We start from the raw sequence: 14,486 nt of genomic DNA on the forward strand, positions 1-14,486 counted from the left end.
TCTCACCTTACTTATTCCTCATATTAAAAAGGACTTTACAACCTTCCGGCCTTCATCGTCCACGCGGCGTCGCTCCGTCACACTTTCGTGCATTGCGGAATATTCTTAGCTGCTGCCTCCCGTAGGAGTCTGGGCCGTATCTCAGTCCCAATGTGCCCGTTCACCCTCTCAGGCCGGGTAACTATCGTCGCCTTGGTGGGCCGTTACCTCACCAACCAGCTAATAGTACGCGGGCCGCTCCTTCTGCGGTTCAAAAGAACCTTTCCTTGGTGTCCTCTGACAACATCAAGCGTATTCGGTATTATCTCCTATTTCTAGGAGCTATCCCCATCAAAAGGGTACGTCACCCACGCGTTACTCACCAGTCCGCCGCTTTCATGATTAGCAAGCTAATCAATCACGCTCGACTTGCATGCTTAAGACGCGCCGCCAGCGTTCGTTCTGAGCCAGGATCAAACTCTCCATGATTATTTCAAAACCCCGAAGGGTATTGATCTCATAAATTGTAAGAACCTAACCAATTATAGTTGAATTGATTAAGAATCAGTTTTGAATAAAACTGATAAAAACATGAAGTCAACTTTTAGAACTAAACTAGCGATTAAATCGCAATTTAGAACCTTACTTGTTCTACTTTTCTTTCCTTCCTTAAACTGTCAAACACTTAAAACCTATATTTTTCTTGTTTTCGGTTTTTATTTTGTCGCTCAGCAGTGCTGTGCGACGGTGAATATGAATATATATGTTTTAGAAAAAAGTGTCAACAGCAAAAGTTAAAATTTTTGAAAAATTTTTAACTTTTTTATAAAAATATTTATAAGTGATTATATTATAAGAAAATAGGGTGTGGAAATTTTTAATTTTTTTTGAAAAAAAATACAAATTTGCAGTTTTTTTACATAAATTTGCAGAAAAATGCTTTCGCAGGCTACCGTATTTGCTCCGACGAGAAATGCAGGTAAGCTTTTCGTATGAGATATCGGAATTCGTTACCACAAGATATTTAAGGGGAGCGTTCTGATAGCGTTTCTATACTCCGCAAATACAAAAGCCCGCTGCGCATTTTTTTTCTACAATGTTAGATAAAACAAATTTCCTATTAATCTACAGATAAAAGAATTCTTTTACGAAGAAATACAATTATTCCAAATGAAAAAAGCAGCATAGCCCGGGCTGGAGCGGCGCGGAGCGGTGGCGGGCGGCTGCGGGAGCAGACGGACGCTACTGAGGGGTACCGAACCGCGGAAGGACGGTTACGAGGGGGACTGCTTTGGGATTTTATAATAGAAAATCTTTATAAATACTTAAGGTCTGAAATATTGGTTAATATTGTACAAAAGGTGTAAAATAGATAAAATCAAGAGAAATATTTTTAAGCGAGGTTGATTTTGAAACTGAACGGTTCGCAGATTGTAATTGAATGTCTTATTGAACAGGGAGTGGATACTGTGTTCGGGTATCCGGGAGGAGCAATCCTTAATATTTACGATGAGCTTTATAAGAATGAAAAACGCTTGACTCATATTTTGACAGCGCACGAACAGGGGGCGGCTCATGCGGCTGACGGTTATGCGCGCGCAACTGGACGCGTGGGTGTTTGTATGGCAACTTCGGGTCCTGGCGCAACTAACCTGGTAACTGGTATTGCAACTGCCTATATGGACTCTATTCCGATGGTTGCAATTACATGTAACGTTGGACGTTCGCTTTTGGGTAAGGATTCTTTCCAGGAAATCGACATTACCGGCGTTACAATGCCTATCACCAAGCACAATTTTATCGTTATGGATATTAAGGAGCTGGCTCAGACTATCCGTGAGGCATTTGCGATTGCTAAGACCGGACGTCCAGGACCTGTTTTGATTGATATCCCGAAGGATATTACTGCGGCTGAAACTGAATACGAACCTTTGAAAAATATTAATGATGCGGAGATTCTGGCTAACGGTCACGAAAATATCCGCCGTGTAATTACTGTAAGCGATCCTGATGAAGGCCAGCTTAAGGCTGCGGCAGAGCTGATTAATGCTTCTGAACGCCCTATTATTTATGCCGGTGGTGGTGTAAAAATCTCTGGCGCTGAAAAGGAGCTTCTTGAATTTGCAGAAAAGGCTCAGATTCCTGTAAGCGAAAGTTTGATGGCCCGCGACTGCTTCCCTGCTGATAATCCTCTTTGTACATGGATGGTGGGAATGCACGGAACAAAGGCAAGTAACATGGGTGTTACAGAAAGTGACCTTGTTATTGCTATTGGCGCACGCTTCAGTGACCGAGTTTACGGAAATGCTGATAAATTTGCAAATAAAGCTAAGATTCTTCACATTGATATTGACCCGGCTGAAATCAGCAAGAATATTGCAACTTATTCAAGCGTAATCGGCGATGCAAAAACTGTTCTTTCAAAGCTTACTCCTATGATTAAAAAGGCTGAGCACAAAGAATGGCTTAAGCAGATTGACGCATGGAAGAAAGAATATCCTAGCTGCTATGACAAAAATCCTGAAAAATCGATTAATCCGAAATTCATCTGTGAAGAAATTGCCCGCGTTGCAGGTCCTGATACCTTCATCACAACAGAAGTTGGTCAGCATCAGATGTGGACAGCACAGTTCTACCCTTTTACAAAATCACGCAAGTTTATTACAAGCGGCGGCTTGGGAACTATGGGATATGGAACAGGTGCCGCAATCGGTATTTTGTGCGCAGACAAGAAAAACCGCGTAGTTCACATTGCAGGTGACGGTTCCTTCCGCATGAACTGCAACGAACTTGCAACTGTTGCTCACTACAACCTGCCGCTGGTGGTTGTTGTAGAAAACAATAATGCGCTTGGAAACGTTCGTATGTGGCAGCGTCTCTTCTACGGAAAGCGCTTCAGCCAGACTACTCTTGATTTTGGTCCTGACTGGGTAAAGCTTGCCGAAGCTTACGGAATTAAAGGTTACCGTGCCACTAACGCTAAGGAATTTGCCAAAGTCTTTGAGGAGGCATTCAAGAGCGGAAAAGCTGCAATTATTGATGCCCGCGTAGACAAAGACGAAATGGTATTGCCTATGGTTCCGGGAGGAAGTGCGATTTACAGCATGATTATGGAATTGAGCAAGGATGTGATGGATTAGATGATAATCCGGGGCTAACGAGCCCCCCCCCTCCTGTAAAAATAGCCACAGATGGGACACAGATTTTCACAGATAAGAAGTTTTATCTGTGTTCATCCGTGTGAATCTGTGGCTTTTTTTTAGATATGTAAAGCTAGAAAATTGCTGTTCGCAATTTTCTTTAACGCTTTGCTATTAATCAAGAAGCAGCATAGCTGCTTCACTCACATAAAGTAAGTCTTAATCGGCGGGAAACCGTTGAAGGCTACGCTGGCGTAAGTGCTTGTGTAGGCGCCAGTTGAAAGCCAGTAGATTTTGTCGCCGGCTTTAAGGGAAACCGGCAGCTTGTATTTGGCATTTTCGTACATGATATCCATACTGTCGCAGGTCGGGCCGGCAATTATAACCTCCCCTTCCTTTTCATTAGGGCCGTCTTTGCTTGTAATAAGCGGATATTTAATGGCTTCATCAAGAGTTTCAATAAGGCCGTTGAATTTTCCGGCATCAATATAAACCCAGCGGTTGAGGGCAGTGTTGTTTTTGCGGGAAGTAAGAACAACCTCACTTGTAAGAATGCCGCTGTCACCAACCAGCGAGCGACCAGGCTCAAGAATAATCTCCGGAATATCATCTCCAAAGTCTTCCTGAATGTAGCGGGTAATTTCCGAAGCATAAGTGCTCAAATCATTTGTAGGATCCACATAGCTTGCAGGGAAACCGCCGCCCATATTAATCATAGAAAGACGGATACCCTCCTCTTCTTCAAGGGAAGTAAAGAGGTATTTTGCCTTGGCAATGGCATCGTTCCACTGACCAATATCGCGCTGCTGACTTCCAACATGGAAGCTGATTCCGTAGGGAGTAAGGCCAAGCTCGCGGGCCTGAACTAAAAGGTCATAAGCCATATCAGGATGACAGCCGAATTTCCGGCTCAAAGGCCAGTCGGCAGTCGTTGTAGATTCAATAAGGATACGCACATAAATGCGGCTTCCAGGTGCCTGCTCTGCAATGTTTTTAAGGTCATCCTTGCTGTCTGTAGCAAACATGCGTACACCCTTATCATAAAAATATTTAATATCCTTTGCTTTTTTGATTGTGTTTCCGTAAGAAAGGCGGTCCGGGCTTACATCAAATTTATTGATTAAATCAAGCTCATAGCGGGAAGCAATGTCGAAATTCGAGCCCATATCTACAAGCATTTTAAGAACCGGCTCACCGGGATTTGACTTTACGGCGTAATAAATACGGGCGTAAGGGAAAGAGTCGCGAAGCTTGATGTAATTCTGCTTCACTGTGTTGACGTTGATAACAATGTTTGGTGTTTCTAAATCTTTTGAAAACTCCAGAAAATTCTGCCAGTCCTTGTCACTGACATAGTCTTTACGATTAAACATGGCTTTTACCTGTTCGTAAAAAATAGCGGAAAACACTCACCAAGCTGAAAAGCTCCTTTTCCGCCCACATTGCTCTGCAGGAACCCTGATTTTTTCAATGGTAAAGGTGATAGTAAAAGAAAAAGAAAGAATGATAAATATGTTTTGAAAAAAAATTATAAAAAAATAAGGCTTAAATGCCATAAGCCTTATTCATAAATATAGTAAAAATTCTAAAAAGTGCTAATTCGTAAAAATGGCTACCAGTCGCGAAGCATACTTCACTCCTTCACGCCATTTTTACTTACCTTACAAGTTTCGATTTTTTTCTACTTAGTTACCTTCTTTTTCATAAAGAAGAGGAAGCAGAAGAGGCCTGCAAGACCAACTACCCATGAAATAAGGGCGCTGGCTACAATTCCCATGCTCTGTGTAAAGCCTGCAACGATGTAGGTTACGAAAGAAACGGCTGCTACAGAGAAGGCATAAGGCATCTGGGTTGCAACGTGATTTACGTGATCACACTGGGCACCGGCACTGGCCATAATTGTTGTATCAGAGATTGGTGAAATGTGGTCACCGCAGACAGCACCTGCCATACATGCAGAAATCGAAATTATGCGGAGTCCGCCTTCAGGGAAGGCCGCAATACAGATTGGAATAAGGATTCCGAAGGTTCCCCATGAAGTTCCAGTTGCAAAGGCAAGGAAGAGGGCAATAACAAAGATGATTGCAGGGAGGAAGTTCTGGAAGCCCTTTGCAGAGCCTTCTACAAGGCCTGCAACATAAGATGCGGCACCAAGGCTGTCTGTCATAGCTTTAAGAGTCCATGCAAGAGTCAAAATCAAAATAGCTGGAACCATTGCCTTAAATCCGTCTGGGATACAAAGCATAGAAGCCTTAAATGAAAGAACCCTGCGTGGAATATAGAAAAGCAAAGTCAGGATGAAGGCGGCAAAAGAACCGAGAACAAGACCGACAGAAGCATCACTTCCGGCAAAAGCCTCGATAAAGTTCAGATAGCTGCCGTTTGCAACCATCTCGCCTTCGTTTTCGCCAGCAACCTGAGCGCTGAAGAAGCCGCCTGTATAAATCATTCCAAGTACGCAGAATACAATCAGAAGAACGATTGGAAGAACAAGGTCGATTACCTTTCCATTTTTTGCGTTATCTTCTTCAGACGATTCAGGTTCTGAATCATCATTTGCCATTGAATCGAGGGCCTTTTCATAAGCCGACATAGTTCCATACTCAAAGCGCATGAAAACCATGGCAAACATCATAATCAGAGTGAAGAAAGCATAAAAGTTGAAAGGAATTGCCTTACAGAAAAGGGCGATTCCGTTTTCACCCTCGCTTACAAAACCGCTAACGGCTGCGGCCCAGGAAGAGATTGGAGCGATGATACAAACAGGAGCGGCAGTTGCATCAATCAAATAAGCAAGCTTTGATTTTGAAACGCCGTACTTGTCTGTAACAGGCTTCATAACCGAACCTACGGTCAGACAGTTGAAGTAGTCATCAATAAAAATCAGAATACCAAGGCAGATTGTAGCAACCTGGGCGCCAACCTTAGTCTTGATGTGTTTTTTTGCCCAGTTACCAAAGGCAGCAGAACCTCCGGCTCTGTTCATAAGGGCAACCATAGTTCCAAGCACAACCAGGAAAACAAGGATACCAACGTTCCAGCTGTCAGAAAGCTGGGAAATCATGCCGTCTTTAAAGACATGATTAAAAAATCCTGCAAAACCACTTGCAGCATCAATGGCATAGAAAATACCGCCAATCACAATTCCAATAAAGAGGGAAGAATAAACTTCCTTTGTACAAAGGGCCAGAACAATCGCAACAATTGCGGGCACTAAAGACCAGAACGAATTTGTCATAATTTTTCCTTTTTTTTATGATATATGTATAAAATTAATTTTTCAGGGAAGAAAAATCAGCTTCCAGAGGTTTTGTAACACCTGCATCACGAAGTTTTTTCATTACTTTGATGACGTAATTTAATTCATCAAGATTCGTAGCCGAGCAGTAAGTTTTCATCTGCTCAAGGGCTTTCAAAGCTTTTTCATTAGAAATTTCAACTTTTTCCATAGATTACCTCTGTGTAAGGCGGCCGGTCAGAGCCGCCGGTGTTCAATAGCAAAGCGTTAAAAAAAATTGCGATGCAGCAATTTTTTAGCTTTACTTCTTATTATTTTACCACAAAATTTGTTTTTATGTATAGAAACCTTTTACCCATATAATTAAGCTTTCCTAAAATTGGCTCCCAGTCGCAAAGCATGGCCCAAAACCGCGCCATAAGGCGCTACATGCTATTTTTGTAAGGAAACTATTGAATGCGCCGCTAGCGCGGCAGACAAAAATAGAATGTTTTTGTTCCATGCTTTGCTCCTTCGCGCCAATTTTACTTACCTTGTATCTAAATTCTTTGCAAAGCCTTTTCTAAAATTCCAATCAGCTCGGAATAGTCGCGGCGGATAACCTTGGGGCTGGCACTTGTGATGTGCTCAAGCTCAGCATGAAAAAGCCGGTCTTTACCGGGAACGGGCATAAAGAAAATATCGTTGCGGACGTAATAGTGTTCTATGCAGCCGCGGGGAAGAATATAAACCCGGGCAGCCTCGGCAGCGGCAAGAATAATCGAATAAAGATTTTTGATAAGGGGGAGATTTCGGGCATTTTCCTTTGAAAGATATTTTTCAAGCTCCGGCGTAAAAAGTAAAATTCCCTGCAGAAGGACTGTCTTAAAAGTATCAACGCTTTCTACATTCACATGCTTTATTTTAAGCGCTTCAAGCTTTTCTATATAAAGTGACAGCTTTTTCGGAGCCTGCTCTTCCTTAGAAAGCATTTCCTTTCCGATGGCAGTAAGATAGCGTTCCAGCCTGAAAATCAGCCTTTCAAGATTTATTGAATGATTAAGCTCTTTCTGGCTGAAAATCGTTTCATAAAAAGACCACTGGCGCTCTTCCTGCTTTGAAAGCCACTGCTCGACTCTTTCATCCTTACAGAAAACATCCCTAAGCTTTCCGCTGAAAAGAGAATCCAAATCCGTTATGATGCGGCCGTTTGTTCCCAAAAGGGAGCAGACCTTACAGAAAACGCCAAGCTCATCCTTTCCGCCAACATCGATAATTCCAGTTCCGGCAGAAGAATATTCATCTTCTATAAATGGAAGGAGATTTGTAAACATCTGCTGGTCTGTGTAGCCCTCCACAAAAATCTGGTTGTCCGAAAAGAAAAACTGCTTGTGGTAGGTATTAAATCGCGGCAAAAAGCGGCGGAAGAGATCATCATCAGATTCTGAAAGACTGTCGATATGGGTGGGCTCGCTGTTTGTGTGGCAGGCAATTACGCCAAAAAGATCTTCAGAAACCCTTAAATCAATAAAATATGGCGAATGAGAAATCAAAAAGAAGAGGCGCTTGCGGTGGCGGCCGGCAACCTTGCGAAGTTCATTCATAAAAAACTGCTGGAACTGGGGATGTAGGTGCAGCTCAGGCTCATCAAAAATAATTACGTCATTTGCGTTGTTGTAAAGATTGACCAGCAGGATGATAATTTCCTTAAGGCCGTGACATTCCACCGAATTCAAATCATATTCGACATTCCAGGCCCGGTTCGTAACAACGGGAATAAAGGTTCCGTCAATGTCGTCTACAAACTGAATGGTCTTTCTGAACATGCCGGAAAGAACTGTTTCAACTTTACCCCGGATTCTTTCGTCCTTGCGGAGAACTTCAACCGCTTTCTGATGATTTTTTGTTCCAGGCTGCAAAAAAAGCACCTTATAACCGGCAGCAGAAAAGGTTGAAGAAATTTCCTGGGCAAGAAGGGTTTTTCCGCTTCCATTTGGACCAACAATCAGGTTGATCTGAGGCCATTCTGATTTTTTAAAAACCGCCTTTCCCCAGAGGAAGGGCAGCTTTACTTTTACATCAAGATGAAGCATTTCTTATTTTATAATAAGCCCGAAAGGCCCCAAAATCAATGACAGTTTTTCTGCAATTTGCTAGAATTGCTCTATATGAAAGTTACAACACAAATTGAAGTGCGCTCTTATGAGCTTGATTCCTACAACCACGTAAACAACGCCGTATATCAGAATTATCTTGAGCACGCGCGCATGGATTTTCTTAATAAAATCGGCTTCCGCTACAATGATTTTTTCAATGCCGGCTACATAATTCCAATCACCCATATCGACATCCGCTACAAGGCAATGGCAGTTTTAGGCGACACCCTTTATGTTGACAGCTACCCTACCCTGCTCAAAACCGTTCACGGAGCCTTCCACCAGACAATCAGAAAGGCCGACGGAACAGTCTGCATTGAAGCAGATGTAGAATGGTGCATCGTAAGAAAAGAAGACGGTCACCCGACAAAGCTGCCGGATGAGTTTATGGTAGACGGCTTAAAACCTGAAACAAACTAAAAGTAAAAGAGAGGTAACATATGCAAATACGCGAATCAGCAGAAATGTATCTTGAAACAATTTTAGTACTCTCAAAAAAAGGTGATGTACGCTCAATTGACATTGCAAGGGAGATGAATTTTTCACGTCCTTCCGTAAGCGTAACCGTTCACAATCTGGAAGATGAGCATTACATCAGCATCACAGAAAAAGGTAACATTATCCTTGAAGAAAAAGGCCGCGAAATTGCAGAGCGCATTTATGAGCGCCACCGTGTTCTTACAGCAGTCCTTACAAACATCGGCGTGCCGGAAGATGTAGCTGAAAATGATGCCTGCAAAATGGAGCACGTAATCAGCGAAGAAACCTTCAACTGCATCAAAAAGCACGTAGAAGACTGTCACTGCCTGTAAGCTGGAAGTTAGATTTCTTCCAGTTCTTCGACATCATCTATAGATTCTATGTCCTTTAAGAATTCATTTTCTGAAAGAGGAAGTTTTTCTTCTTCAGTCAAATTTTCTGAATTCTTCTTCATTACGGCAATAAAATCATTTTTTGGAATTGGCTTTGAAAAATAAAAGCCCTGAAGATAGTCGCAGCCAAGCTCAGTAAGCCATTCCGCCTGCTCTTTTGTTTCAACTCCTTCCGCAAGCACATCCATTTCAAGCGCCTTAATCATTTTGATTGTATAAGCAAGAGCCGTTGCAGCACGTTTATCCTTGTGGGCTGCCCAGACAATATATTTGTCGATTTTTACCATTTTGAAAGGCAGACTCAAAAGATAATTCATGTTTGAATAGCCAGAGCCGTAATCATCAAGAGAAAGTTCTATTCCAGCCTTAGAAAGGCGTTCCATATTTTTTAAGAGAATTGCAGGAGTATGGGCAACCGCAGTTTCTGTAATTTCAAGATTAATTATAGAAGAAGGCAGCTTATAGAGGCTCTTTATAGTCAAAATCTGGTCGGCAAGAATTTCCTGCATGCACTGGGCAACAGAAAGATTAATATCAACCTTTTCAATTCCAAGTTCACGGGTATTAATTGAAGAAAGTGTCTTACAAACCGATTCAAAAACAAACTCGCCGATGCGGAGAATTGTTCCATTTTTTTCAGAAATAGGGATAAAATCTTCCGGCGAAATAAACTCGCCGTTGGCATCCCGGAGTCGGATTAAGGCTTCTGCGCCAATCAAACGCTTTTTCTGAGTTGAATAAAGCGGCTGATAATAAACTTCAAAACGACCTTCACTCATTCCGCCGCGCAAAACACGCTCAATATAAGCAGTACGTTTTTTTTCTTCAATATCAATTTCATGGGCAAAAACAACGCCAAGCTTATAGCGGTCATCGTTTGTAACAAAATTGATTATATCAAGGGTATCTTCGGCAGACTGGGCGTCTTTAGGACAGTCGATGATACAAAGACGGGAATAAAGCTTAATTTCAACAGTATCTTTTATCCAGGGCTGGCGGAAGCGGTTCTGGATTTTACTTATAATTTCCTGTCGTTCACTTTCTCCAAGGCTTTTGTAGACAATTGCAAAAAGTCCGCGGTCAAGATTATAAATCATTCCGCCTGAAAAATTGCTCTTAAGGAAATCTGCAATATCAGTATAAAGTCTGTTTACCTGGGCAAAGCCGAAGGTATGGGATAGAAAAGGTACATCATCAATGATAATGGCAAGGCAGACATAAGGTGTTTCCGTAGAAAACTTATACTGCATCAGCTTTATGAAAGCATTCTGATTGTAAAGCCCCGTAAGATAGTCAATAAAGTCTTCCGGCTTTTGTATGTAAAACAAAAAGGCCATTGTTGCCACGGCAATTCCAAAGGATTCAATCAAAAGACTTTCAAATGTAAGCTGAAGGGCAACGGAAAGAACGACAATTCCAGCGTAAATCAAAAACATCACGATTTTCTGTCTTTCTACGCGTTTCCAGTTTACAAAAAGATTTACTACGGAATAAATCAGATAGTAGGCAACAATCACGTGAATCAGAAAGAACCAGAAATTATTTGACCGGTGATAAAGATTAAATTCATCAAAATAAAATAAAATTACGTAATTTGATGAAAGAAGCGGAGTCAGCCAGACAAGGCAAATGGCAGCAATCCAGGGAATATATATGGCAAACCATAAAAAAGCCTTTTGTTTTTTAGTTGGCGGGGTGCTTCTTTCTACGATTGAATAGGAATAGGCTGCCCAGATCATTGCCAGGGAATCAGAGCCTGTAAAATAAAGACAGTTTACAAGCCACAAAAGCCAGCGGGGAAGGTAAAGCGCATAAGTTGTAAAAACAACTGTCACAAAATCAAGAACTGTAACAGAAAAGGATGTAATAATTAAAATATAGAAAATTTTATTCTGCAAATTTGGAATCGGGCGGTTTTTATGGAAAAACCACATGACAAGAATTCCTAAGAAAAAAGCTGCAATGTCAAATTCCAAAAAATGCATACTTTAATGATAAACCTGAAATCCCTGTTTGTCTAAAATTTTCGTTTTATTCCTGATTATTCTAACCAAGTTTTTCTTCCAGCTCAGCAAGAGTTATTACCTGAAGTCCGCGTTTTTCAACTTTTGCGACAAGATTTTCATTCAAAGCTGATTTATTTTCTACATCAAAAACGCAAAGGCCGTTTCCGGTACAGTGCTCGTGAACGATTCCGCCGTTATCATAAATGCGTTTTACAAGCTCAAAAGCGTAGTCCACATCCTTGAGTACGTGACCGTCCAGTTCAATGTGAACTCCAAGAACTCCCTTATGGCGGGGCATAGGATTTTTCTTATTGTAAAGACGCTTAATTTTTTCCTGCATTTCCTTGCGGTAAGCGCGTTCTTCTGCAGCCTGCAGCATCTGTTCGCTGGAAATGAAAAAATCCTTGTTTTCCTGCATTACCTGCTCACAGGATTTTCCCTGTTCCATGCAGAACTTTTTCATGCAGAGCATTGTCATCATTGCATCATCAACAGATTTATGGCTCTGAAACTTTGCAAGATTTACCCCAAAAAACTCTGCCCATTCCTTAAGCTTGCGTTTGCTATCGTAGTGTTTGTTCAAAAGCTTTTCCAGGTCAAAGGCACGGAAGTTGATGTCAGGAAGTTCATAGCGCTCGTTTGCAGAGTTTACAAAGCTGACGTCATTACCGACAGCGAAGCCGGCAATAAAACGGTTTCCGGTTGTAAAAAGCTTTTTTATATCCTTGTAATAGGATTCATAATTTGGTTTGGCGCGGAAATAATCTTTTGAGTAGGCAAGATGACATTCATTTTTTGCAGAAAGCAGATACCAGTCAAAATCGCATTCAGGATTGATTACAACATCTTCACTTTCTATAACATTGAGTTCATCATCAGTAATTACATAGCCCAGGGAGCAGATTTTTCCAACTCCCTCATAAGTATTTGCACATTCGCAGTCAAAAAAAACAAATTGCTTGTGGTTCATAAAACATAGAATACTGGATTTTTAAAAAGCATGCTATAATTCTTCTATGAATATACCATCTAAAAAGGATTTTTTTCATGATGTATTTGTGGGCGTAATCATTGCCTTTGTTTCTATTCCAATCAGCATGGGCTATGCTTCGGTGGCTGGACTGCCAGTGGTCTATGGCCTTTACGGCTCTTTACTCCCGATTTTGATTTTTGGCCTGGTAAGTTCGAGCCCCCGCTTTGTATTCGGGGTTGACGCGGCGCCCGCTGCCATCGTCGGAGGGATGATTGCAGCCTGGGGGATAAATTCCGAATCTGCCGCGGCAACCCGCATCATACCTGTTATTACGCTTTTTGTTGCCCTCTGGCTTGGTATATTCTTTTTGCTGCGGGCAGACAGGATTATCACTTTTATTTCTGAGCCTGTGATGGGCGGTTTTATAAGCGGAATCAGTACCACGATTATTCTGATGCAGCTGCCAAAGCTTTTTGGAGGCACTGCCACTCACGGGGAAGCTCTGGGGCTTTTGCTGCATATTGTAAGGCAGGCGGAAGTTTTTAATGCCCCCTCGGCGGCACTGGGGCTGGGTACAATCGTGATTTTACTAGTGACGCGAAAGCTTTGCCCAAAACTGCCCATGCAGCCGATTTTGATGTTCCTTGGAGCGGGCATTTTCCGACTTTTTGGAGAAAGGCTAAACGGGCTTGGAATTGCGACTTTACCGGCAGTTACAAAAGGCCTTCCCCACTTTATCATCCCGGATTTGAGCCTTGTGCTTGCCCACCCCCGCCAGCTGATAATCGACACCGCAGGAATTGCGATTGTAATTCTTTCGGAGACCCTTCTAGCAACAGAAAATCTTTCACGCAAGCATAAAGAAAAAATTATTCCGCGACGGGAAGTGGCTGCCTACGCCCTGGGAAATCTTTCTGCCGCCCTTACGGGCACCTGCCCGATTAACGGAAGCATTTCACGTTCGGGAATTGCGGACCAGCTTGGCGTAAAAAGTCAGATTATGAGCGTGACCGCAAGCGTAAGTATGGCTCTGATTTTGCTTTTGGGAACCGGCTTTATAAGCTATCTTCCGGTGCCTGTTCTTACAGGAATTGTAATTGCCGCCCTGATCGGTACCCTGGAATTCCGTCTGGCACACAAGCTTAAGCACCTTGACCGGGCAGAATTCTTTATTTTTTACGCAGCATTTTTTGCAGTTTTGATATTCGGAACGATTTACGGTGTTGTGGTGGGCGTAATTCTTGCGACAGTTACTTTTATTATCCGCCTTTCAAAGCCCGCAAGCGATTTTCTGGGAATCGTGCCGGGAATTAAGGGCTATTACTCGCTCACAAGACGGAACACTCAGGCGTTGCCGCTCAAAGGAGTTGTAATTTACAGATTTTCAGCCCCGCTTTTTTACGCAAACATAGAAGGCTTTTGCAGCGATATTCGGAAGGTCTGCGGGGTGGAAGGGGCGCTGCCCGCCGGGCAAACGGCACTTACAACTGGAAAAGTGTCACCTTCCGCCGGGCAGGAGGCATCAACGGTGGAAGGTGATACCTGCACCCGCACCCAGCCAATCCGCCTTGTAATTGCAGATTCCAGCGGCATAAGCAGCGTGGATGCAACAGCCGCCGAACGACTTCTGGCACTTTACACAGAACTTCTGGAGCATGGAATAAAATTCGTCCTCGCAGGCCACGTAAACAGCGTAAACGACCAGCTGCGGGAATTCGGCGCCCGAAAATTAATAGAAGAAATGGCTGTCCGTCCCCGCATTTTATACGCCCTCCGCGACGCAGGCTTTACCCCGCCCTACACACAGGAAGACACAGAAAATATAAAGCCGGTAAAAGTCCGTCAGCCGGAGGAAAGTCTCTACAACCCGGATTTTTCTACCTACGAGAAAAACGAATACACAGAGCATATTGCAGAAATTGAATGGGCTTATGGTGAAGAAAGCGAAAAGATTCTAGCGGCGCTATCAAAAATAATGCCCCAGTCCGAACAGATGGAACTGGAGCAGGAATTGTATTTTGAAGAACTTGCCATGCTCAACCCGGAAATGGCTAAGCAGGTGGCAGATATCATAAGTGAAATGGAGTCTACATGTGAAAAAGCTTTCGGTCGCGAAGCATAGTTCAAAACCGCGCGATATCGC

General features: G+C 42.7%; 10 protein-coding genes and 1 rRNA gene. 4 read left to right on the forward strand and 7 right to left on the reverse strand.

Annotated elements, in window-relative coordinates; genetic code table 11:
• Positions 1-468, reverse strand: a 16S ribosomal RNA gene (locus T530_RS13910); the annotation flags it as partial.
• A gap of 920 nt (positions 469-1,388) precedes the next feature.
• Between T530_RS13910 and ilvB the strand changes: the two genes are divergently transcribed.
• Entirely contained in the window at positions 1,389-3,119 is a 1,731-nt protein-coding gene (ilvB, locus tag T530_RS0107760; protein WP_027728520.1) for a biosynthetic-type acetolactate synthase large subunit, read from the forward strand.
• A 203-nt stretch (positions 3,120-3,322) separates the two neighbouring features.
• On the opposite strand, the gene T530_RS0107765 is transcribed toward ilvB, so the two are convergent.
• The 4 genes from T530_RS0107765 to T530_RS0107780 all read right to left on the reverse strand — a co-directional run bounded on the left by T530_RS0107765 (position 3,323) and on the right by T530_RS0107780 (position 8,429).
• On the reverse strand, positions 3,323-4,492 hold the full coding sequence (locus tag T530_RS0107765) for a type III PLP-dependent enzyme (RefSeq protein WP_027728521.1): 1,170 nt from the start codon (positions 4,490-4,492) through the stop codon (positions 3,323-3,325).
• A 308-nt stretch (positions 4,493-4,800) separates the two neighbouring features.
• Positions 4,801-6,357: a Na+/H+ antiporter NhaC family protein gene (locus tag T530_RS0107770; protein WP_027728522.1), complete on the reverse strand. Its 1,557-nt coding sequence runs from the start codon at positions 6,355-6,357 to the stop codon at positions 4,801-4,803.
• A gap of 34 nt (positions 6,358-6,391) precedes the next feature.
• The gene (locus T530_RS15200) at positions 6,392-6,568 is read right to left on the reverse strand and encodes a hypothetical protein (RefSeq protein ID WP_197018260.1); all 177 of its coding nucleotides are present in this window, start codon (positions 6,566-6,568) and stop codon (positions 6,392-6,394) included.
• 328 nt (positions 6,569-6,896) lie between these two features.
• The gene (locus T530_RS0107780) at positions 6,897-8,429 is read right to left on the reverse strand and encodes an ATP-dependent endonuclease (RefSeq protein ID WP_027728523.1); all 1,533 of its coding nucleotides are present in this window, start codon (positions 8,427-8,429) and stop codon (positions 6,897-6,899) included.
• Between the two features lie 75 nt (positions 8,430-8,504).
• On the opposite strand from T530_RS0107780, the gene T530_RS0107785 reads away from it, so the two are divergent.
• Entirely contained in the window at positions 8,505-8,912 is a 408-nt protein-coding gene (locus T530_RS0107785; protein ID WP_027728524.1) for a thioesterase family protein, read from the forward strand.
• 20 nt (positions 8,913-8,932) lie between these two features.
• Entirely contained in the window at positions 8,933-9,304 is a 372-nt protein-coding gene (locus T530_RS0107790) for a metal-dependent transcriptional regulator (RefSeq protein WP_027728525.1), read from the forward strand.
• Between the two features lie 8 nt (positions 9,305-9,312).
• On the opposite strand, the gene T530_RS0107795 is transcribed toward T530_RS0107790, so the two are convergent.
• Positions 9,313-11,349, reverse strand: coding sequence for an EAL domain-containing protein (locus T530_RS0107795; RefSeq protein WP_027728526.1), 2,037 nt, complete (start codon positions 11,347-11,349; stop codon positions 9,313-9,315).
• A 61-nt stretch (positions 11,350-11,410) separates the two neighbouring features.
• The gene (locus T530_RS0107800) at positions 11,411-12,340 is read right to left on the reverse strand and encodes an exonuclease domain-containing protein (protein ID WP_027728527.1); all 930 of its coding nucleotides are present in this window, start codon (positions 12,338-12,340) and stop codon (positions 11,411-11,413) included.
• A 46-nt stretch (positions 12,341-12,386) separates the two neighbouring features.
• Here T530_RS0107800 and T530_RS13915 point away from each other — a divergent pair, with 46 nt between their 5' ends.
• On the forward strand, positions 12,387-14,465 hold the full coding sequence (locus T530_RS13915; protein WP_081773702.1) for a SulP family inorganic anion transporter: 2,079 nt from the start codon (positions 12,387-12,389) through the stop codon (positions 14,463-14,465).
• The last annotated feature ends 21 nt before the right edge of the window (positions 14,466-14,486 follow it).

The sequence above is a fragment of the Treponema sp. C6A8 genome (assembly GCF_000619925.1).
Taxonomy (GTDB): Bacteria; Spirochaetota; Spirochaetia; order Treponematales; family Treponemataceae; genus Treponema_D.

Bases quoted from the DNA above. Each gene is read 5' to 3' on its own strand.
- T530_RS0107765 (WP_027728521.1), bottom strand. From the start codon at position 4,492: ATGTTTAATCGTAAAGACTATGTCAGTGACAAGGACTGGCAGAATTTT.
- T530_RS0107770 (WP_027728522.1), bottom strand. From the start codon at position 6,357: ATGACAAATTCGTTCTGGTCTTTAGTGCCCGCAATTGTTGCGATTGTT.
- T530_RS15200 (WP_197018260.1), bottom strand. From the start codon at position 6,568: ATGGAAAAAGTTGAAATTTCTAATGAAAAAGCTTTGAAAGCCCTTGAG.
- T530_RS0107780 (WP_027728523.1), bottom strand. From the start codon at position 8,429: ATGCTTCATCTTGATGTAAAAGTAAAGCTGCCCTTCCTCTGGGGAAAG.
- T530_RS0107785 (WP_027728524.1), top strand. From the start codon at position 8,505: ATGAAAGTTACAACACAAATTGAAGTGCGCTCTTATGAGCTTGATTCC.
- T530_RS0107790 (WP_027728525.1), top strand. From the start codon at position 8,933: ATGCAAATACGCGAATCAGCAGAAATGTATCTTGAAACAATTTTAGTA.
- T530_RS0107795 (WP_027728526.1), bottom strand. From the start codon at position 11,349: ATGCATTTTTTGGAATTTGACATTGCAGCTTTTTTCTTAGGAATTCTT.
- T530_RS0107800 (WP_027728527.1), bottom strand. From the start codon at position 12,340: ATGAACCACAAGCAATTTGTTTTTTTTGACTGCGAATGTGCAAATACT.
- T530_RS13915 (WP_081773702.1), top strand. From the start codon at position 12,387: ATGAATATACCATCTAAAAAGGATTTTTTTCATGATGTATTTGTGGGC.